Below are 19,509 nucleotides of genomic sequence, written 5' to 3'. Positions count from 1 at the left end.
TGCCCTGGTGGTCCAGGAAGCCGCCCTGTGGAGCCGACCAGCCGCACCACCGCACGTTCGACTGCGGCGCCTCCTTCGAGTCTTCTTCTGGTGGCGCACTTGCGCCGTCGCTTGCTGCTCGTCCTTCTCAAACAGCGGGGCCGCGGCCCGATACGGCATTGACCGCCCTAGGCGCATCGGCCGATTGATGCTCCAAGCCACCACCCGCTACAGCGCCAGCGCCGTCTCGGTGCGCTGGACTTCGCCCAGTGGCATGGATTCGGTCCGACAGCCTTTCTTCAAGCAGACGGGGAACCTCTCAAAACTTCCGAATTTGCAAGGCTTGAACGCCGTAACTCGTGATTTGTAAGCGCGCCAAGTGGCTGAGACAGGGGTTTTGAGAGGTTCCCGACGGGCTGGACACGGAAGCGCTGTCAGGACAAGGAATTGCCAAGCCTTTTCGAGAGGCTCCCCTTCGATGCGGGATTGACGGCAACGCCAATTTTCTGGGCGGTATTTTGGTTGATTTTATTGGTTTCAATCACTGGCACTCCATTTTTATTGACTGGAACACCCGCCGCGTTGATAGAAATCTTGTTTCTATAGGCGTATTCTGGATACATGACCTTTTCCACCGAAAAAACACGAGAACCACCTTCCAGTCCATACCTTTTCTGCAAGGCAGACAATTTGGTGGACGGATAAAGTAGATTATTTGTTTCGGAGGTGCATCGATTGATCACATCCAGACCCCGGGAAGAAATATTGTTCAAGGCGGCTGCCTTGACTTCGCTGGGCAGTGCGGCGGCGAATATAAGGATATCGCTCTGCAATTCCGATACCTCTGCATTGTCCGACGAGGCACCTGCCCTGTCTTCGGCAGCTTGCACTCCAACATCGTCCGTCGATTTTCGAACATATCTGATTTTACTGGCGTCACCCTGCGCGACAGAGAAATCACTGCGATCAATGATATTGGCTTCGGCGCAGATATCCAAAAAAGCCTCGGCCCTTTCGCAAGCACCTTGATCAATATCAACCAACTGGATTTTGGCGCCCGAATGAATATGGTACATCATGGCGGAAAGCGGAAAACCGGCACCGACGAATGAAATGGTCTTGCCCTTCAGATCAGGAATTGAACTGTCTTTCGTCAACAAGCGCAGCTCATTCTCCGCCATCTTGTCGTAATTATCGAGGTATGGAAAAGAGAACTGATGGCTTTCCTGCACGCCGGCAATCTTTTTGCTGCTCGGAACATCGAACACGATCTTTTTCAAATGTGCGGTTTTATCGTCTTTATTATTCAAACCGGCATCCAGCACAGGAATGCTTGTATTTTTAAAAACAGTGAAAATGTAGTCCAAAGCAATTCTTTCCATCTCCCCTTCTGAAAGATTGGAAATTTCTTGCAGATCTGAGGCGATGTCGTTCAGATTTTTTTGTATGGCCCGGGACTGTTCGGCAGAATAATCCTCGTTGCATGTCGTCACCAGTGAATTCAGACATTCATTAACCTCATCGCAAGGCTCGAGCCCGTTGGCTATGTACGCTTGCGTGCGATTTTGATCATTCTTCACATGCTCTTTGTGCGCATCGAGCCGAGGCTTCATCTTTGCGTGAATCAACCTGATTTTTCTGACGGTTTCCTCCACACGCTCTTTATTGGCCTGACTCGCAGTTGGCAACTGCTGGATATCTGCATTTCGAGGCGCCGCGATCTTCGAACTTTTGCTGGAGGCCCCGCTTCGGATGGTTGGAAGGCCAATGGCACGTGCGGCCGTCGATAGCAGTTTCCCCGCTTTCGAACAGCCCCCAGGTTGCGTGCGCTGCAGATCTGGCTGGGAGTCCTTGTCCTTCGGAGGCAAGACGCATTTGAGTAGTCCGCGATGGGCGTCAATCTTCATGATTCTCAATTTCATTTAAAAAAGGAATGCGCATAATCGACAGGGACGACGCTGCCCCAGTCCAGGCATGCGAAGATCTGTCGCTTTTTGCGAAGTCGCCGATGTGTCCGCTGATGTGCTCGGTTGGTACCGGGTCGTCGGCGCCCTGTGGATGGGCACGTACCCGTGTGTAATGAATGACGTCGAGGGCATTGCATTGCGGATCCAGGCCACAAAACACATCGGAGTATTCATTCCATGCCCTTGCCGTGTCCGACACCCGATCAACGTTTCGTTAAATCATTTCAAAGAAATGGCAATCCAGTCAGCACGTGACGACGACGTGTGAGCGGCGCTCTCAAATCTCTCGACGAGCCCCCTCGCAGCGGTCGCCTCAGCGCCAGAAAATCGCAGCCATCGCCTGCTCCCGAAAGCCGACTCGCATGCCCCGCTTTGCCGCCAACCTGTCCCTGCTCTACCCGGAGTTCGATTTCCTCGACCGTTTCGCCGCTGCTTCACGCGACGGCTTTCGTGGGGTGGAATTTCTCTTTCCCTACGCCCACCCGCCCGCCGAACTGGCGGCGCGCCTACAGGCCCATGGCCTCGAACAGGTGCTGTTCAATGCGCCACCGGGCCAATGGGACGCGGGCGAGCGCGGCACGGCCTGCCTGCCGGGGCGGGAGGCGGAGTTTCGCGCCGGCATGGTGCAGGCGATCGATTACGCGCAAGCGCTGCAGTCGCCGCGCATCCACGTGATGGCGGGGCTGCTGCCGGCCGGCCGCACGCGGGGCGAGGTGCGCGCCACCTATGTGGCCAACTTGCGCGTGGCGGCCGCGATGGCCGCGCCGCACGGGCTGCAGATCCTCATCGAACCCATCAACGGACGGGACATGCCCGGCTACTTTTTGAACCGCCAGGACGAGGCCCATGCGCTGCTGGCCGAGATCGGCGCGCCGAACGTTCAGGTGCAGATGGACCTGTACCACTGCCAGATCGTCGAAGGCGACCTGGCCACCCAGATCCGCCAGTACGTGCCCACGGGCCGGGTAGGCCACATCCAGATCGCGGGCGTGCCCGAGCGGCACGAGCCGGATGTGGGCGAGGTCCACTACCCCTACTTGTTCCAGTTGCTGGACGAACTGGGCTACCCGGGCTGGATCGGCTGCGAATACCGGCCCGCGCGCGGCGCGGTACCCGGGGGCACCAGCGCGGGACTCGGCGGGTTGCGGCCCTTCTGGTGAGGGACGGCGGCCCGCACACCTGCCGGGCCATGGCCCCCTTGCGCCATTGGCTGACACGGCCGGCAGGCCAACGGGGATGAAATGGCACATCGCCCGGCGCCCCTCCGGCCGGCCTTTCCTTCATCCCCCACCGAGCATTTCCCCATGCCACGCCTTTCCCAGAAAACCGCCCTCGTCACCGGCAGCACCCAAGGCATCGGCGCCGCGATCGCGCTGCGCTTCGCTCGCGAGGGCGCCGACGTCGTGCTCAACGGCCGCAAGCCCGACGGCGGGCCGCGCGAACTCATCGAACAGATCCAGGCGCTGGGCCGCCGCGCGGTCTATGTAGCGGCCGACATCGGCACCGCCAGCGCGGCCACCCAGCTGGTCGAGCGTGCGGTCGAGGCGCTGGGCGGCCTGGACATTCTGGTCAACAACGCGGGCGTGGAGCGCCATGCCGACTTCTGGGACGTGACCGAAGAAGACTACGACCTGGTGATGGACACGAACGTGAAGGGCCTGTTCTTCGCCACCCAGGCTTTCGTGCGCCACCGCAAGGCGCTGCAGCGCGGCGGCGCCGTGGTGAACATCAGCTCGGTGCATGAGGAGATCGCATTCCCGCACTTCGCCTCGTACTGCGCGAGCAAGGGCGCGCTGCGCATGCTGGCGCGCAACCTGGCGAGCGAGCTGGCGCCGCTGTCGATCCGCATCAACAACGTGGCGCCCGGCGCGATCGCCACGCCCATCAACGAAAAGCTGCTGAACGACCCCGCCAAGCTCAAGGCCCTGCAAGCGCAGATTCCGATGGGCCGGCTGGGAGTGCCGGAGGACGTGGCGGGGCTGGTGTCGTTCCTAGCGAGCGACGATGCGGGCTACATCACGGGTGGCACGCACTCGGTGGATGGCGGGCTGACCTACCACTACACGGAGCAGTGACCGGGCGGGCGGCGCCCATTCGATGCAAAAGCCGCCAGGCCGGTCCGTCGCAAGGCCCGCACAGGCCAAGCATCAAAAAGGCCTTCACCGCAATAACCACTAGGGCGTATAGCTATACTTTTTATAGCAAACGCTTCTGAGCCTGCTTTCCGAGCCTGCTGAGCCTTCTGAGCCTTCTGAGCGCCGGCACCCTCGCCGGGCGCAAGGGGCTGCCGTCAAGCCCCGTCGTTCAGTTCCTGCCGCGTGGGCAGCCCGTCCGAGTCGCCCGGGAACTGCACCACCAGCGCGCCGATGGCGTTGCCGCGCGCCGCGGCGCGGGCCAGGTCCAGCCCTTCGAGCAGGCCGCTGACCACGCCCACCGCGAAGCCGTCACCAGCGCCGACCGTGTCCACCACGCGAGCCACCGGGCACCCGGGCGCGGTGCCCCGCGCACCGCCCTGCTGGGCGTAGAAGGCGCCTTCCGGCCCGAGCTTGACGACCACCTGCCGCGCGCCCTGGGCGAGGTAGAAGTCAGCCACGGCCCCGGGGGTATCGCGCCCTGTGAGGGTGTGGCCTTCGCCCAGGCCCGGCAGCACGGTGTCGCACAGCGCCGCCAGGGCGTTGATGCATTCGGCCATGGCCTCGGGCGAGGGCCACAGCCGGGGCCGCAGGTTGGGGTCGAACGAAATCGTGGCGCCCGCCGCGCGCGCCTGCCGCGCGAGGTGAAAGGCCAGTTCGCGCGTGCTGGGCGACAGCGCCGGCGTGATGCCGGTCAGGTGCAGATGGCGCGCCGGGAACGCGCCTTGCGGCGCATCGGCCAGGCCCAGGTGGCTCGCGGCCGAGCCCTTGCGGAAATATTCGATCTGCGGGTCGCTGCCGTCCTCGGCCCGCGTCTTGAGCATGAAGCCCGTGGGGTGCGCGGCATCGGTGGCGACGTGGCGGCGGTCGATGCCTTCGCGCTCCATCTCGCCCTGCAGGAAGCGGCCGAACGAGTCCGCGCCAAGCCGCGTGATGTAGCCGGTGCGCAGGCCCAGCCGGGCCAGGCCGGTGGCCACGTTCAGCTCGGCACCGGCCGCCGCGCGGCGGTAGTCGGCCACGGCATGCAGCTCGCCCGAGGCGGTGGCCATGAAAAGCGCCATGGGCTCGCCCACGGTCAGAACATCGAGCGCAAGGGAGTCGGGTTGCATCGGGGCGTCGTCCATCCAGGGGGTCATCGGTCCTTCGTCACATCACGGCGCCGAGCTGCCAGGGCAGGAATTCGTTGTCGCCCAGGCCGTTGTCCTCGCTCTTGCTGCGCTGCCCCGAGGCCGTGGCGATCATGAGGCGAAACAGCGCCTCGCCGGCCTCGGCGATGCTCTGGCGCCCCTCCACGATGCCGCCGCAGTCGAAGTCCATGTCGAGCGCCATGCGCTGGAACATGGGCGTGTTGGTGGCCAGCTTGAGCGAGGGCGTGGGCTTGCAGCCGTAGGTCGAGCCCCGGCCGGTGGTGAAGCAGATCAGGTTGGCGCCGCCGGCCACCTGGCCGGTGGCGGACACGGGGTCGTAGCCGGGCGTGTCCATGAAGACCAGGCCCTGCGTGCGCACGGGCTCGGCATAGCCCACCACGTCCATCAGCCCGGTGGAGCCGGCCTTGGCGACCGCGCCCAGCGACTTCTCCAGGATGGTGGTGATGCCGCCGGCCTTGTTGCCGGGCGAGGGGTTATTGTTCAGGTCGCCGCCGTGCAGCGCCGCGTAGCGCTCCCACCAGGCCAGGCGATCCAGCAGCTTGGCGGCGACCTCGGGCGTGGCGGCGCGGTGCGTGAGCAGGTGCTCGGCGCCGTAGATCTCGGGCGTCTCCGACAGGATGGCGGTGCCGCCATGGCGCACCAGCAGGTCCACCGCCGCGCCCAGCGCCGGGTTGGCGCTGATGCCCGAGTAGCCGTCCGATCCACCGCACTGCAGGCCCACCGCCAGGTGCCGCAGCGGCACCGGCTCGCGCCGCGCTGCGTTGGCCTGCACGAGCATGTCACCGAGGATGGCCTTGCCATGCGCGATGGTCTCGCGCGTGCCGCCCTCGTCCTGGATGGTGAGCGTGGCGAACAGGCCGGGCGCGCGCGCCATCAGCGTTTCCACCAGCGGCGCGATCTGGTTGACCTCGCAGCCCAGGCCAATGACCAGCACGCCCGCGAAGTTGGGGTGGTTGGCGTAGCCGCGCAGCGTGCGCTGCAGCAGCTCCAGCCCCTCGCCATTGCCACCCATGCCGCAGCCGCTGCCGTGGGTGATGGCGACCACGCCGTCCACCTGCGGGTAAGCGGTCAGCGCCTCGCCCTTGAAGGCGTCGGCGATGTGGCGGCACACGGTGGCCGAGCAGTTCACGCTGGCGATCACGCCCAGGTAGTTGCGCGTGGCCACGCGGCCGTCGGCGCGCACGAAGCCGTCGAAGGTCAGCGTTTCTTGCAACGCGCCCGTGGGCCGGTAGCCCACGCCCGCGCTGTGGCCGTGGCTCGATGCCGCCATGCCCACGTTGTGCACGTGCACGTGGTCGCCGGCCGCGATGTCGGCCGTGGCGACGCCGATGCCCTGGCCGTACTTGAGCACGGCCGCGCCGCGCGGGATGGGCACGAGCGCCACCTTGTGGCCCGAGGCAATGGGCTCGCGGACCTGCACGGCGTGCCCGCCGATGGCCAGGCGCGTGCCGGCCTCCAGCGCCTGGCGCGCCACGGCCACGTTGTCGGCAGCGCCCAGCTGAAGGGCCAGGGGCGGGGTGGACTGCAGGTCGGTGTTCATCGTCGGGGCTGCGCGGCAGGGCGGTGGCAAACAGGGAATGAAAGGGTCAGGCGGCGGCGAGAGCCGCCTTCAGGCGCGGCTGGGCCAGGTGCGGGGCATGCTCGGCCGCCAGCGCCACCAGGGGGCCGAAGCGGCGCTGCTTCTTCTGCGCGTGGTTCTGCGCGATGTCGGCGATGCGGTGGTCCAGGAACGGGTTTTCGAAGCGCTCGCGCACATCGACGAGGTAGGCCTCGGCCTGCGCGCGCGCGCCCAGGGCGCCGAACACGGGCAGGATCTCCTCGGCCCACAGCGCCTCCAGCCCGGCACGCAGCGCGGCATCGGCCATGGCCTCACGCACGGTCTCGCCGGCGGCGCGGCCTTCCTGCTGCCAGCGCTCGGCCAGGTATGTATGGCCGGCGTTGAGCAGCAGCAGCTTGAGCCGCTCGTAGAACGCCAGGTCGTCGGTGAGCACGATGGCCGGGTGCGTGCACGGCAGCGTGAGGCGCGGGTGGCGCTCGACCACCCAGACGGCATAGGGTTCGGCCACCGCGCCCACGGGCTCGATGGCCTCGGACACGATGCGGTCCACGAGCGAGTTGGCCCACACGCAGTGCGCCGTGAGCCACTCGATGCATTCGGCCGGCAGCGCCCATTGGCGGGCCAGGCCCGCGACCACATCGCGTAGCACGTCGCCGTTGTGCTCGACCAGTTCGCACGGCAGCAGCGTGATGGGCGCCTGCGGCGCGGCCTGCCAGCGGCCGTGCAGCAGCACCAGCAGCTTGGCGGGAAAGCTGTGCGGCGGCGCGCTGCCCGGGCGCAGCGCGGCGGGGCCGTCGCGGTCGTCGAGCAGGTAGCCGCGGTCTGCGGTGTTGGAGACGATCACGCGCACCGGTCCGGCCACGGCGGCGCGCAGCTCGGGCCAGTGCGTGGCGGCCTGCCAGGCCTCGCGCACCGCCGTGCATTGCACGGTGCGGTCCACGCGCTCGCCGCCGGCGAGACCCCGGATGCGCACGGGGTAGCCCTCGCCGCGCGCCAGCGCCGCGATGCGGGCCGCGCCGTCGGGGCGGTCGGTGGTCTGCACCACGGTGATGCCGCCCAGCGCATCGCCCGCGCCGGGAGCGCCCGCGAGCGCCTCGGACACGAACAGATCGACGTGCGCCTGCAGGAACCGGCTGGTGCCGAACTGGAGGATGGGTTGGACCATGGCCGCGCGTTCCTCAGACTTCCACCAGGGCCTTGACCACGCCCTGGGCGGGGTCCAGCAGCCGCGCGAAATCGGCCGGCACGTCGGCCAGGGCCATGCGGTGCGTGTTGAGCGCCGCCGTGGGCACCTGGCCCGCGCGCATGGCGGCGAGCACGGTCTCGAAGTCTTCGGTGGTGGCGTTGCGGCTGCCCAGCAGCGTGGTCTCGCGCTTGTGGAATTCGGGGTCGGAGAAGGTGATGGTGTCGCGCACCACCGAGATCAGCACGTACTTACCGCCGTGCGCCACGAAGCCAAAGCCGCGCTCGATGGCCTTGGCATTGCCCGTGGCGTCGAACACCTGGTCGTAGAAATCGCCGCCCGTGGCGGCGGACAGCTGCGCCTCGTCGCCCTCGCCCAGCGCCACGGCATGGGCTACGCCCAGTTCGCGCTGGCAAAACGCCACGCGGTCCTGGCGGCCGTCGATGGCCGTCACCTCGGCGCCGCGCAGCTTCGCGAAGATCATGGCGGCCATGCCGATCGGGCCGGCTCCCACCACCAGCACGCGCTGGCCGGGCTGCACGTCGCCCCGGCGCACGGCGTGCGCGCCGATGGCGAGGAACTCGATCATCGCGGCCTGGTCCAGCGTGGCGCCCTCGGCGCGGTGCACGAAGGCCTCGGGCAGCGAAAGCACCTCGGTGAACGCGCCGTCGCGGTGCACGCCCAGCACCTGGATGTTGACGCAGCAATTGGTCTTGCCCTGCCGACAGGCCACGCAGGTGCCGCACGACAGGTAGGGCATGACATAGACCACGTCGCCCACCGCCAGCCGCCCGCCGGGCACGGCCTCTTCCACCACACCCGACAGTTCGTGCCCCATCACCCGCGGGTACTGCAGGAACGGCTGGTTGCCCGTGTAGATGTGCAGGTCGGTGCCGCACACGCCCACGCGCTTGACGCGCAGCAGCACTTCGCCCTCTCCGCGCACGGGGCGTTCGCGCTCCACGGCGCGCAGGGTGCCAGGGGTTTCACAGATGACGGTCAGCATGGGGGGCTCGCAATGCAGGAAAAAGAGGGGTGGGTGGGTCGGTGGCCTGAGCCGCTGGCTCAGTTGCCGCCGTGGTACTTCTTGTAGATCGCCACGAGCTTGCCGTTCTCGGTGTTCTTGGCGATCCAGTCGTTGATCCAGGCCTTCAGCTCGGGCTCGTTCTTGCGCAGGCCGACGCCGAGCGGCACCTTCTGCATGACGAACTTCTGCACCAGGTCCTTCTGCGGAGATTTCGCCAGGACCGTGTTCACGATGGCGGGCGAGGTGGCGATGATGTCCGCCTGCCCGCTCACTGCGGCGGTGACCAGCGTGGCGTCGTCGTCGAAGCGCACGATCTGCGCGCCCTTGGCGCCTTGCGTGACGACCTTGTCGTTGTTGGAGCCGCGCGTGGTGGCCACGCGCTTGCCCTGCAGGTCTTCGAAGCCCTTGATGTCCGCGGCCTTGGGGGCGGCGACCACGGCGAGGATCTGCGCGTAGGGCACCGAAAAGTCGATGACCTTCTCGCGCTCGGGTGTGACCGACAGCGAGGCGACCACGATGTCGGCCTTGCCCGTCTGCAGGAACGGGATGCGGTTGGGGCTGGTGGTCTGCACCATCTCCAGGGCCACGCCCAGGTCCTGCGCCAGCAGCTGCGCGGTCTCCACGTCGGAGCCCACGGGCTTCATCGCGTCGTCCACGAAACCGTAGGGCGGCGATCCGGTGTCGAGGGCGATGCGGATCTTCTTGGCCTCGCGGATGTCCTTGAGCAGATCGGCATGGGCGCTGCCGGCGCCGAAGGCCATCAGGGCGGCCGAGGCCAGCAGGGTGCGCAGCAGGAAGGAACGCGGTGTTGTCATGGGGCTTTGTCTCCGTGTGAAAAGGAAGGGTTGGGGGTCGGCCCCGTCTGGCGCGGGGCTCGGGAATCACCGGGGCAGCGCTACAGGCCGTTGCCGACGAAATCGCGCAGCTCGGTGGTGGCTGGCGCATCGAGGATCGAGGCCGGACCGTGCTCCCACACGCGGCCCCGGTGCATGAAGATGACCTCGTCGGCCACCTTGCGCGCAAAGCCCATCTCATGCGTGACGAGGATCATGGTCATGCCGCCTTCGGCCAGCTTTTCCATCACGCGCAGCACCTCGCCGGTCAGTTGCGGGTCCAGCGCCGAGGTCACCTCGTCGAACAGCATCAGCTGCGGCTGCATGGCCAGCGAGCGGGCGATGGCCACGCGCTGCTGCTGGCCGCCCGACAGCTGCGAGGGGTAGCAGTCGGCCTTGTCGGACAGGCCCACCTGCGCCAGCACGGCCTGGGCGCGATCGCGCACCTCGGCCTTGGCGGCCTTTTGCACCAGGCGCGGGGCCAGCATGATGTTCTCCAGCACGGTGAGGTGCGGGAACAGGTTGTAGCTCTGGAACACGATGCCCACGTCGCGGCGCAGCTGGTGCAGGTTGAGCCCCGGCGCGGTCACCTCGTGGCCGCACACGCGGATGCGGCCGGCATCCACCGTTTCCAGCCGGTCGATGCAGCGCAGCGCCGTGCTCTTGCCCGATCCGCTCTGGCCGATGATGGCGACCACCGAGCCCTTGTTCACCGTGAACGACACGCCTTCCAGCACGCGGGTGGCGCCGAAGCACTTGGAGATGTTCTCGATCTCAACGATGGGCGACATGAAAGCTCCTCTCCAGGCGCCGGCTCAGCACCGACAGCGGGTAACACAGGGCGAAATACAGGGCCGCCACGATCACGAAGATTACGAAAGGCTCGAAGGTGGAGTTGTTGATGATCTGGCCCGCCCGCGCCAGCTCCACGAAGCCGATGGCCGAGGCCAGCGAGGTGTTCTTGACGATCTGCACCATGAAGCCCACGGTGGGCGGCGTGGCGATCTTCACGGCCTGCGGCAGGATCACGTGCCACACGCGCTGGTGCCAGCGCAGGGCCAGGCATTCCGCGGCCTCGGCCTGCGTGCGCGGCACCGACTCGATGCAGCCACGCCAGATCTCGCCCAGGTAGGCCGACACGTAGATCGACAGCGCCAGCGCCGCTGCCGTGAGCGGCGCCACGTTGAACCCGAGCGAGGGCAGGCCGAAATACGCCAGCGGCAGCAGCACCAACAGCGGCGTGCCCTGGATCAGCTTGATGTAGAGGGACACGGCCACGCGCGACCAGCGCGGCCCGTACGAGCTGCCCAGCGCCACGGCAAAGCCGAGCAGCCCGCCGCCGGCGAACGCCAGCAGCGAAAGCCCCATGGTCCACAGCAGGCCGTCGAACAGGAAATGAAGGTGCGATGCGTTGAGAAAGCCCATGGTGCGTGCCTGCGGCTTTCAAAGGGGGGTGCCCAGGCGCCGGCGGCGCGGGAAGGCGACCATGGCCACCAGCCACAGCGCGCCGCGCATCACCAGCGACATGGCCAGGTACGCCGCGGCCACGATGAGATAGGTCTCTACCGAGCGGAAAGTGTCCGACTGGATGCGGTTGGCCACCGCCGTCAACTCCTCGGCCGAAATCTGCGAGCAGATCGACGAGGCCAGCATCAGCAGCACGTACTGGCTGGACAGCGCCGGGTACACGCGCTCGATGGCCGGCGGCAGCACCACATGGCGCAGCGTCTGCCAGCGCGACAGGCCCATGCACTCGGCCGCCTCCAGCTGGCTTTTGGGAATCGACTCGATACCGGCCCGCACGATCTCGCTGGTGTAGGCCCCCACGTTCACCACCAGCGCCACGATGGCCGCGGTGAACGCGCCCACCTGCAGGCCCAGCGAGGCCAGCCCGAAGTACACGATGAACACCTGCACCAGCAGCGGCGTGTTGCGGATGACCTCGATGTATACCCCCGCCAGCCGGGCCAGCCAGCGCGAGCGGCCCGTGTTGGCCAGGGCGCAGAACACGCCCACCAGGAAGCCGAAGAAGGTCGATGCCAGCGACAGCGACAGCGTGGTCCACGCCCCTGCCAGGAGGTCGGGCCAGTAGGCCAGCGGCGCGGAGAAGTCGAAAGCGTAGTTCAAGGCAGTGTCGGCGTGCGGACCGCTCGGCGGCCCATCGCAGGGGTTTCTGGTAAGGCCAATTTGAGCGCCAAATTCAAATTGGCCTTACCGGGTTAACCCCAGCCGCAGGGTTTTCAGCGATCCAATGCTTGGAATCTAGTGATTTCACCCTCTACACTGCGCGCAGCCCCTCGTTTGGTCAGGCCATATGGTCTGGCCAATTTCATGTACACGCTCGATGAACGACTCCACCAAAGCCCTCGAATCCCGCCGCCTGTACCAGCAGATCGCGGACAAGGTGCGCCTGCTGATCCAGCAGGGCGATTACCGGGAAGGCAGCCGCCTGCCGCCCGAGCGCGATCTGGCGCAGCAACTGGGCGTGTCACGCCCCTCGCTGCGCGAGGCGCTGATCGCGCTGGAGATCGAAGGCAGCGTGGAAATCCGCATGGGCTCGGGCGTGTATGTGTGCAGCCGCGCGCTGCGGCGCTCCGCCCTGCCCCCGTCCATGGGCGAGAGCCCGGCCGAACTGATGCAGGCGCGGGGCGCGGTGGAGGGAGCAGTCATTGTGCTGGCGTGCGTGCACGCCACGCCGGACGGCCTGGTCCGTGTGCAGGCGAGCATCGACGCCATGCGCGCCGACATCGCGGCCGGGCGCGATGTGCTGGAGCACGACCGAGAGTTCCACGTGCGCATCGCGGAGATGACCGGCAACTCGGTGCTGGTGCGGCTGGTGGGCAGCCTGTTCGACGAGCGCCGCGGGCCGCTGGCCAGCCACATGCGCGAGCGGCTGGAAGGCCAGCCGACCTGGCACGCGGCCCTGGCCGAGCATGAGCAGATCTACCGCTGCCTCGCGGCGCGCGACCCCTTGCTGGCGGAGTCGGCCATGCGCTCGCACATCCGGGCGGCGGCGGACCGCTGGGTGATGCCCTGAGGCGTGCGGACGGGTCCTGAACGTCAGGGCGCCAGGTGGTCCCGCAGCGCCTTCCAGCCGGCCACGGCGGCCGGCACATCTTCGGCGATGGCGGCCTCTTCGAGGCGGCTGGCCACCCGGTGGCCTTCGCTGCGGCCCAGCGTGAGCAGCACGGTGCGCAGGTTGTGCGCCAGCCGGCGCAGCGCGGCCAGGTCGGCCGCCGCCGCGGCCCGGTCGCCCTCTTCGCCATCCCTGGCGAACTGAACAAAGCAACGCTCGCGGTAGGCCTCGAACAGGGGGCGGTTGTTGGCGAAGTGCGTGGCGACCGCCAGGGCTTCGTGGTCCGCCAGACCCGACTCGGCGGCGGGAGCCGCCGGCGCGGAGACGGCCGGCGGCGCGGCCTCCGGGTTCTGGCCGGACAACTGCAGGGCATCCTGCACGCAGCCTTGCAGATCGCCCACCGAGGCCGGCTTGGCCAGCGTGCGCCAGATGTTCATCGACGCCAGCTGCTCGCGCACCTTGGTGTTCAAACCCGCGCTGAACACCACGACCTTGGCGTCCGCGGCGAGGGAGCGGTCGGCGGCCATGCGCTGGATCAGCCCCATGCCGGACTCCCCGGGCATCATCAGATCGGTGATGACCAGCTGGACACGGTGCTCCGCCAGGAACTGCAGCGCCTGCTCCACGCTGCTGCAGACCTGCAGCCGCACCGGCAGGTCGTCGAGCACCATGCCGACGAAGCGGGACACCAGGGCATCGTCTTCCACCAGGAGGACGACGGGTTCATCCATGGCGCAGCGTTTCCAGGCAGGCCTGCAGCGCCCCGGGCAGTTCGGCGACCAGCCGGGGCTTGTGGATGACGGCCACGCCCTGCAGGGCGAAGGCATAGGGCGCGCGTTGCGATTCGTCGAGCGAGGTCACCACGATCAGCTCGATGCGCGCGAACTGGGGATGGGACCGCAGCGTGGTGATCAGGGTCGCGCCATCCAGGCCGGGCAGCAGGATGTCCACGATGAGGATGTCCGGCTGCAGCTGCCCGTACAGGGCCAGCCCGGCGATGCCGTCGTCGGCCACCTGCAGCCCCAGTTCCGGAAACTGCTGCTGCACGATGAGCTGGATGAGGTTCTGGAAGTGCGTCGAATCCTCGATGAGCAGCAACAGGGGCTTTTTCGGCGCGCCGGCCTCGGTTCCGGCCCCGGTCCGGGCGTCGTCCGCCCGGCGGTTGTGCGGCTGCGCTGGGGCGGCCTTGTTGCCCTGCAGCCATTGCTGCACGGATGCGCGGGAAATGCGCCGGTGCCCGCCGGGCGTCTTCCAGGCTTGAAGCTCCCCGCGATCCACCATGAGTTGAACGGATCGAACGGCCATACCGAGCAGCTTGGCCACCTCCAGGGTGGTGCAGTGATCGGTCACGTCGGAGATCTCAGGAGCAGATGTTGCCATGCGTGAATTGTGCCGCTGTTGGGTTCAAAACAAACAAATTTAAAGATGATAAAAATGATTTTTCTGATTAAAATAAGACAACGACGCTGTTTTTTATTTCTATCATTTTCTCACCATCCGATCCCATGGCCTTCACCGCTCGTCGTCCCTGCTCAAGCGTCTGGCAAAAAGCCGGCGCCGCGCTGCCATGGGGCGAGCCTGGCCTGACGCGCCCTCCCCGGAACCCTGAGATCGGTCAAGGTAAAGGCACAGGCCGACACGGGCGACCGGGCACCGGCCCCTATGATGCGCTGACACCCCAGGCCGCCTTCCCGGCGGGCCTGCATCCCGAGGACATCGCGCGCCCCCTTTCCTGCAGGGCGCAGCCCTGAAGAAATGGATGGCATGAAGCGGATCGTCCTTTCCCTCTCGCTGCTTTCCGGGGCCTGCCTGGCCGCATGGCCGGCGGTGCAGGCCGGGCCGGTGTCCGATCGGGTGCGCTCGACCGGGGTCTTGCGGGTCTGCATCTGGCCCGACTACTACGGCGTGACCTACCGCCATCCCCGCACGCGCGAGCTGAAGGGCATCGACATCGACCTGTCGACCGAACTCGCGAAAGACCTGGGCGCGCGCCTGGAGTACGTGGATTCGTCCTTTCCATCCCTCGTGGCCGACCTCACCAGCCGCCGGTGCGACGTGGCCATGTCCGCCATCGCCGTGACCCCGCAGCGCCAGCAGGTGCTGGATTTCACGCAGCCCTACCTGCACAGCGACGTGTACGCCATCACCACCAAGAACAATGCCGTGGTCACGCAATGGTCCGACATCGACCAGCCCGGCGTGCGGGTCGGCGTGCAGCAAGGCACCCTGACGGGGCCGATCATGGCGGCGCAGTTGCAGCATGCGCGGGTGGTGCCGGTCGATGCGCCCGCCACGCGCGAGCAGGAGCTCATCTCCGGCCGCGTGGATGTGTTCATGACCAACTACTTCTACAGCCGCCAGTTGCTGGACAACGCCAACTGGGCCAAGCTCCTCGTGCCGGCGCATTCGATCCGGGTCGTGCCCTACGCCTACGCGGTGCGGCCCGGCGATGGTGCCTGGCTCCGGCAGATGGAGGATTTCGTGGTCCGCATCAAGCGCGACGGCCGGCTCAAGGCCGCCGCGGAAAAGAACGGCCTCGGCCAGGTGATCGAGCCCTGACATGACGATGAAGCGCCGCGCTCCCTCCCCACCCTCCCTCGCGGCGGAACCGGCGCTGCGCTTTCGCGGGCTGCCTGCCAGCGGCCTCGTGCTGGCCGCCGGCGTGGCGGCCGCGCTGCTGGCGGCGGCCGCGATGGCCCTGCTCGCCGTGAACGACATGCGTGCGACGATGACCGCCAGCCAGGTGCAGGCGCAGCTGCTGGCCCGCATCATCGAAGACCAGGCCGCCCGCACGTTCGATGCCGGCGACATGGCGCTGGGCGTGCTCGCGCATTCGCAGGCACTGACCGATACCCCCACCAGCACCCAGGCGATGGAGGTCGCGATGCGGCAGGTGCTGGCCGGGCTGCCCTTCATGCGCGGCGTGGCGGTGGTGGACACCAAGGGCCTGGTGGTCGCCAGCACCGTCACCGGCGAGGCCGGCACCTTCATCGACGTCACGGGCCTGGGGCCCTGGGTGGAGGAAGAACGCCAGCGCATCGGCCCGCTGGTGCCGGGCCGCAGCCTGGGCAGCCTGCGCCGCACCACGCCCCCCGACGTGGCCCCGGCGGGCATGTCGTTCATTCCGCTGCTGCGCGGTTTTCGCACCAACGGCGGCCGGGACCTGATGCTCGTGGGGCTGGTCAATCCCGGTGCGCTGTCGAACTTCCAGTACCTCACCCTGGAATCCCTGAGCTACGACGCGGTGATCGCCAGCGACGACGGCCAGGTGCTGGCCAGCTCCGCGCCCGCCGCTGCCCTCGTCGGCCGGCGGATCGACAACCTGCCCGTCTTCCACAGCTACCTGCCCCACCGCGACTTCGCCAGCTACATCGGCCAGGGCGTGCTGGGCAGCGACCGCATCCTGGCCTTTCGCGCCTCGCGCGACAAGCCGCTGGTGGCGATCGTGGAGGAGCCCTACGCGATGGCGCAGGACCGGTGGCTGCAGGAGGCCCAGAGCATGCTCGGCATCGGCCTGGCCGCCGTGCTGCTCGCCCTCGGATTGACCGCGACCGCCTGGCGCGGCCTGCGCGCGCGAGAGGCCGCGCAGCGCTCGATGAACCTCGCGCAGCGAAAGATCGCGCAGAGCCAGCACGATCTGGCGGTGCTCATCAGCAGCGTGCAGGAGCTGATCTTCCGCACCGATGCGCACGGCGTCATCACCTATGCCAACGCGCGGTGGGACACGATCAGCGGGCGCAGCCCCTCGCATGCCGTGGGGCAGACGCTGCCGGACATCGTGGACTCGGTCAGCCGCAACGAGGTCGTGGCCATGCTCGACACCGAATCCACGGCGCAGGCGCGCACCTGTCAGGCGCTGATCCGCAGCGCCGATGGCCGCCACCTGCTGTTCGAACTGGCGGTGGTCCCGCTCATCAGCGAAGGGCGCATCGCCGGCTTCGCCGGCAGCGCGGTGGACGTGACCGGGCGCTGGGAGGCGCAGCTCAAGCTGCAGGCCCAGCTGGCCTTCCAGAACCTGCTGCTCGAAACCACGCCCCTGCCCATGTCCCTGACCGACAAGGACCACTGCGTGGTGCTCGTGAACCGCGCCTGGGAGGAATACAAGGGCCGGGGCCGCGCGCTGGTGATCGGCGAGCGGCTGCATGCCTTCCTGCCGCCGGACGAAGCCAACGTCGTGGTGGAGGCCAACCAGCGCCTGCTGATGCAGGGCGGCAAGATGACGCTGGAGACCCGGCTGCTGCACGGCGACGGCACCCACCGCGACGCCCGCGTCTTCAAGGCAGCGCTGACCGACGAGATGGGCCATGCCACCGGCGTGCTGAGCATCCTGATGGACGTGACCGACTTCCGCATGGCCGAGCGCGCCATCCAGGAGGCGCGCACTGCAGCCGAAGAGGCCTCGCGCACCAAGTCCGAGTTCGTGGCCAACATGAGCCACGAGCTGCGCACGCCGCTGCAGTCGATCATCGGGTTCGCCGAGCTGGGCGCGCTGCGCAGCCCGGCCGATGCGCGGCTGGCCGGCATGTTCACCGACATCCACTCCTCAGGGCAGCGCATGCTCACGCTGGTCAACGACCTGCTGGACGTGGCCAAGATCGAAAGCACGGTGGGTACCTTCCACTTGGAGCGCACCGACCTGCGCGGGCTCATCCGCTCGGTCGCGCGGGAGTTCGACCCCCTGCTCGCCCGGCACCGGCTGTACCTGCATCTGGAGCTGCCGGATCTGCCGCTGGTCGCCAAGGCCGATCCGCTGCGGTTCCAGCAGGTCGTGCGCAACGTGCTGGCAAACGCGGTCAAGTTCTCGCCCGGGGGCTCGACCATCGAACTGCGCGGCTTCATGGACGGCCTGGGGCAGATCCACATCGAGATCGAAGACAGCGGCCCGGGCGTGCCCGAGGAAGAGCTCGAGCGCATCTTCGAGGCCTTCATGCAGTCGAGCAAGACGCGCGACGGCTCCGGCGGCACCGGCCTGGGCTTGGCCATCTGCCGCAAGATCGTCGAGGCCTTCGGCGGGCGCATCCATGCGAGCAACACGGCCCAGGGCAGCGTGTTTCACATCGTCCTGCCGGCACGCGGCGCTTCCGAAACCACGCCGGCGCCGCTGACCTCCACGGTGTAGCGCCTGGGCACTGCGGCGTGCGGGCAGCGCACGCGCCCGGTCCTTCAGCGCACGCCGGCGCGCTCAGTACTTCGCGAAATTCGCCGTGATGCGCTGGCGCAGGTAGTCGCCCGCGGTGATCGGCGGGTACTTGCGGCCCGGGCCTTCCACCACGGCATCCTCGTTCGCCTGGCAGAAGAACGCCAGGCTGTAGCGCGCGCCCTGGTATTCGTGCGGCAGCGGATTGCGCACGCGGTGGAAGTTGCTGGGCAACTGGTCGTCGCTCCAGCGCGTCAGCATGTCGCCGATGTTGCAGGTGATGACGCCTTCGGCCGGCTCCACGCTGGTCCACTGGCGGCTCTCCATCTCCTTGCCGGGCAGCACCTGCAGCCCGCCTTGGCCCGGGCGCTGGAACAGCAGCGTGAGGCAGTCGAAGTCCGTGTGCGCGCCCGCGCGCCACAGGCCCAGCTCGTCCTTGAGCGCCGGGTCCACGGCGAAGTAATGGAGCATGCGCAGGGTGCTCTGGTAAGCCGCGCTCGACGGGTCGTGCGCGCGGGTGAAGAAGTCCGGATCGAACCCCAGCCGGTCCGCAAAGCACGACAGCAGTTGCATGCCCATGTGCCAGCACTGCGCCTCGAAGCGCAAGGTGGCTTCCTGGAACCCCGGCAGCTCAGCCTCGCTGGGCCACAGGCCCGCCATGCGCGGCCGGGTGACCTGGTAGGACTCCTTCTGGTCGGGCGTGCGCGTGGACGGGCGCACCTGCGCCTTGTGCTCCCAGCCGGCATTGCGTGCCAGCGGCCACTGCGCCTTGGTCTCGCGCGGCAGGTCGAAGAACGCCTCGGCGCGCGCGAAGGCGTTGCGGATGTCCTCCACGGCAATGCCGTGGCCGGTGACCTGGAAGAAGCCGATCTCGACCGAGGCGCTCCACAACTGCTCGGCGATCTCGGCCTTGCGGTGCTCGAAGTCGGACAGGTCGATGCGCCGGATTTCTCGGGCGCTGGTTTCCGCGCCCATGCCGCCCATGCGGGCTTCCTTTTCCAGTTCGCCGCGCACATCGGCGGTGGCGTCTGCGGGGTCGGCAGGGGAGATGGCGGGGAGGTTGGCGGTGCTCTGCTGCATGGCGGGTTTCCTCTTTGGATGAACCAAGGCCCATGGCGGACACGGCCAGGCAGGCACGCGCCACGGGGCTCTTGAAGGGGACAAAGGCGGCGACCGTCGGCACGCATTCGCCAGGACGGCAACGGCGCGCCGGCGGCCACCACCGGCTTCAAGAGCAATGACCCGCCGATGGCCCGCGCGGTGCGGGCCATCGGGCTGAACGCTTCTACTCTTGCGGGGCGTGCAAGCAAATCGCAGGCCAATCCGTGTGCAGCGGGTGGGCAGGTGCCATGGCGCAGCGGCTGCACGCGCCGCGCCGCCGCGCCTCACCGCAACGGGGACGGCCATGCACCAGCCGCGTGCCTGCCCCGCCGGGAATGCACCAGCGGCGACACGCCTCGGCCATGCCT

At 67.6% G+C, this 19,509-nt stretch carries 17 protein-coding genes; 5 read left to right on the top strand and 12 right to left on the bottom strand.

What is annotated here, in order from left to right; translation table 11 throughout:
- Window positions 1-413: 413 nt before the first annotated feature.
- Window positions 414-1,886 carry a class I SAM-dependent methyltransferase gene (locus tag AVMA1855_RS14050; RefSeq protein ID WP_284426173.1) on the bottom strand — a complete coding sequence of 491 codons (1,473 nt, stop codon included), beginning with the start codon at window positions 1,884-1,886 and terminating at the stop codon, window positions 414-416.
- Window positions 1,887-2,308: 422 nt separating this feature from the next.
- On the opposite strand from AVMA1855_RS14050, the gene otnI reads away from it, so the two are divergent.
- Complete coding sequence (otnI, locus tag AVMA1855_RS14045; RefSeq protein WP_284426172.1) at window positions 2,309-3,106, top strand: 2-oxo-tetronate isomerase; 798 nt, start codon at window positions 2,309-2,311, stop codon at window positions 3,104-3,106.
- Window positions 3,107-3,250: 144 nt separating this feature from the next.
- Entirely contained in the window at window positions 3,251-4,021 is a 771-nt protein-coding gene (locus tag AVMA1855_RS14040; RefSeq protein ID WP_284426171.1) for an SDR family NAD(P)-dependent oxidoreductase, read from the top strand.
- Between the two features lie 215 nt (window positions 4,022-4,236).
- Here the strand turns inward: AVMA1855_RS14040 and AVMA1855_RS14035 are convergent, their stop codons facing one another.
- From AVMA1855_RS14035 to AVMA1855_RS14000, 8 genes are all read right to left on the bottom strand, one after another.
- Window positions 4,237-5,214 (bottom strand): sugar kinase, encoded by a 978-nt coding sequence (locus tag AVMA1855_RS14035; protein WP_284426170.1) that lies wholly within the window; start codon window positions 5,212-5,214, stop codon window positions 4,237-4,239.
- Between the two features lie 10 nt (window positions 5,215-5,224).
- Window positions 5,225-6,766: a UxaA family hydrolase gene (locus tag AVMA1855_RS14030; protein ID WP_284426169.1), complete on the bottom strand. Its 1,542-nt coding sequence runs from the start codon at window positions 6,764-6,766 to the stop codon at window positions 5,225-5,227.
- A 46-nt stretch (window positions 6,767-6,812) separates the two neighbouring features.
- Window positions 6,813-7,949 carry a mannitol dehydrogenase family protein gene (locus AVMA1855_RS14025; RefSeq protein WP_284426168.1) on the bottom strand — a complete coding sequence of 379 codons (1,137 nt, stop codon included), beginning with the start codon at window positions 7,947-7,949 and terminating at the stop codon, window positions 6,813-6,815.
- 13 nt (window positions 7,950-7,962) lie between these two features.
- The gene (locus tag AVMA1855_RS14020; protein WP_284426167.1) at window positions 7,963-8,973 is read right to left on the bottom strand and encodes a zinc-binding alcohol dehydrogenase family protein; all 1,011 of its coding nucleotides are present in this window, start codon (window positions 8,971-8,973) and stop codon (window positions 7,963-7,965) included.
- 59 nt (window positions 8,974-9,032) lie between these two features.
- Entirely contained in the window at window positions 9,033-9,809 is a 777-nt protein-coding gene (locus AVMA1855_RS14015) for a transporter substrate-binding domain-containing protein (RefSeq protein WP_284426166.1), read from the bottom strand.
- Window positions 9,810-9,889: 80 nt separating this feature from the next.
- Window positions 9,890-10,618: an amino acid ABC transporter ATP-binding protein gene (locus tag AVMA1855_RS14010; RefSeq protein WP_284426165.1), complete on the bottom strand. Its 729-nt coding sequence runs from the start codon at window positions 10,616-10,618 to the stop codon at window positions 9,890-9,892.
- Entirely contained in the window at window positions 10,602-11,252 is a 651-nt protein-coding gene (locus AVMA1855_RS14005) for an amino acid ABC transporter permease (RefSeq protein WP_284426164.1), read from the bottom strand. Before AVMA1855_RS14005 ends, AVMA1855_RS14010 begins: the two co-directional genes overlap by 17 nt.
- A gap of 18 nt (window positions 11,253-11,270) precedes the next feature.
- The gene (locus tag AVMA1855_RS14000; RefSeq protein ID WP_272551408.1) at window positions 11,271-11,954 is read right to left on the bottom strand and encodes an amino acid ABC transporter permease; all 684 of its coding nucleotides are present in this window, start codon (window positions 11,952-11,954) and stop codon (window positions 11,271-11,273) included.
- 217 nt (window positions 11,955-12,171) lie between these two features.
- Here AVMA1855_RS14000 and AVMA1855_RS13995 point away from each other — a divergent pair, with 217 nt between their 5' ends.
- Window positions 12,172-12,864, top strand: a complete 693-nt coding sequence (locus AVMA1855_RS13995) for a FadR/GntR family transcriptional regulator (protein WP_284426163.1) — start codon at window positions 12,172-12,174, stop codon at window positions 12,862-12,864.
- A gap of 23 nt (window positions 12,865-12,887) precedes the next feature.
- Here AVMA1855_RS13995 and AVMA1855_RS13990 read toward each other — a convergent pair whose 3' ends face one another.
- Together AVMA1855_RS13990 and AVMA1855_RS13985 are read right to left on the bottom strand one after the other, a co-directional pair.
- Window positions 12,888-13,634, bottom strand: coding sequence for a response regulator (locus tag AVMA1855_RS13990; RefSeq protein ID WP_284426162.1), 747 nt, complete (start codon window positions 13,632-13,634; stop codon window positions 12,888-12,890).
- Window positions 13,627-14,283: a response regulator gene (locus AVMA1855_RS13985; RefSeq protein ID WP_284426161.1), complete on the bottom strand. Its 657-nt coding sequence runs from the start codon at window positions 14,281-14,283 to the stop codon at window positions 13,627-13,629. Before AVMA1855_RS13985 ends, AVMA1855_RS13990 begins: the two co-directional genes overlap by 8 nt.
- A gap of 384 nt (window positions 14,284-14,667) precedes the next feature.
- Here AVMA1855_RS13985 and AVMA1855_RS13980 point away from each other — a divergent pair, with 384 nt between their 5' ends.
- Window positions 14,668-15,462: an ABC transporter substrate-binding protein gene (locus AVMA1855_RS13980; RefSeq protein WP_349817112.1), complete on the top strand. Its 795-nt coding sequence runs from the start codon at window positions 14,668-14,670 to the stop codon at window positions 15,460-15,462.
- Between the two features lies 1 nt (window position 15,463).
- Window positions 15,464-18,022: a sensor histidine kinase gene (locus AVMA1855_RS13975; RefSeq protein WP_284426159.1), complete on the top strand. Its 2,559-nt coding sequence runs from the start codon at window positions 15,464-15,466 to the stop codon at window positions 18,020-18,022.
- A 63-nt stretch (window positions 18,023-18,085) separates the two neighbouring features.
- Here the strand turns inward: AVMA1855_RS13975 and AVMA1855_RS13970 are convergent, their stop codons facing one another.
- Complete coding sequence (locus AVMA1855_RS13970; protein WP_284426214.1) at window positions 18,086-19,024, bottom strand: isopenicillin N synthase family dioxygenase; 939 nt, start codon at window positions 19,022-19,024, stop codon at window positions 18,086-18,088.
- Between the last annotated feature and the right edge of the window lie 485 nt (window positions 19,025-19,509).

The organism is Acidovorax sp. SUPP1855, from assembly GCF_030158955.1.
In the GTDB taxonomy this organism is placed as follows: Bacteria; Pseudomonadota; Gammaproteobacteria; order Burkholderiales; family Burkholderiaceae_C; genus Paracidovorax.
Note: the sequence above shows the minus strand (reverse complement) of the source record. Positions and strands in the feature narration are given on the sequence as shown.

Excerpts from the sequence above, each read along its gene's own strand:
- AVMA1855_RS14035 (WP_284426170.1), bottom strand. The coding sequence starts at position 5,214 with ATGACCCCCTGGATGGACGACGCCCCGATGCAACCCGACTCCCTTGCG.
- AVMA1855_RS13970 (WP_284426214.1), bottom strand. The coding sequence starts at position 19,024 with ATGGGCGGCATGGGCGCGGAAACCAGCGCCCGAGAAATCCGGCGCATC.
- AVMA1855_RS14050 (WP_284426173.1), bottom strand. The coding sequence starts at position 1,886 with ATGAAGATTGACGCCCATCGCGGACTACTCAAATGCGTCTTGCCTCCG.
- AVMA1855_RS14025 (WP_284426168.1), bottom strand. The coding sequence starts at position 7,949 with ATGGTCCAACCCATCCTCCAGTTCGGCACCAGCCGGTTCCTGCAGGCG.
- AVMA1855_RS14010 (WP_284426165.1), bottom strand. The coding sequence starts at position 10,618 with ATGTCGCCCATCGTTGAGATCGAGAACATCTCCAAGTGCTTCGGCGCC.
- AVMA1855_RS13975 (WP_284426159.1), top strand. The coding sequence starts at position 15,464 with ATGACGATGAAGCGCCGCGCTCCCTCCCCACCCTCCCTCGCGGCGGAA.
- AVMA1855_RS14020 (WP_284426167.1), bottom strand. The coding sequence starts at position 8,973 with ATGCTGACCGTCATCTGTGAAACCCCTGGCACCCTGCGCGCCGTGGAG.
- AVMA1855_RS13990 (WP_284426162.1), bottom strand. The coding sequence starts at position 13,634 with ATGGATGAACCCGTCGTCCTCCTGGTGGAAGACGATGCCCTGGTGTCC.
- AVMA1855_RS13995 (WP_284426163.1), top strand. The coding sequence starts at position 12,172 with ATGAACGACTCCACCAAAGCCCTCGAATCCCGCCGCCTGTACCAGCAG.
- AVMA1855_RS14030 (WP_284426169.1), bottom strand. The coding sequence starts at position 6,766 with ATGAACACCGACCTGCAGTCCACCCCGCCCCTGGCCCTTCAGCTGGGC.
- AVMA1855_RS14005 (WP_284426164.1), bottom strand. The coding sequence starts at position 11,252 with ATGGGCTTTCTCAACGCATCGCACCTTCATTTCCTGTTCGACGGCCTG.
- AVMA1855_RS14040 (WP_284426171.1), top strand. The coding sequence starts at position 3,251 with ATGCCACGCCTTTCCCAGAAAACCGCCCTCGTCACCGGCAGCACCCAA.
- AVMA1855_RS14015 (WP_284426166.1), bottom strand. The coding sequence starts at position 9,809 with ATGACAACACCGCGTTCCTTCCTGCTGCGCACCCTGCTGGCCTCGGCC.
- AVMA1855_RS13980 (WP_349817112.1), top strand. The coding sequence starts at position 14,668 with ATGAAGCGGATCGTCCTTTCCCTCTCGCTGCTTTCCGGGGCCTGCCTG.
- AVMA1855_RS13985 (WP_284426161.1), bottom strand. The coding sequence starts at position 14,283 with ATGGCAACATCTGCTCCTGAGATCTCCGACGTGACCGATCACTGCACC.
- otnI (WP_284426172.1), top strand. The coding sequence starts at position 2,309 with ATGCCCCGCTTTGCCGCCAACCTGTCCCTGCTCTACCCGGAGTTCGAT.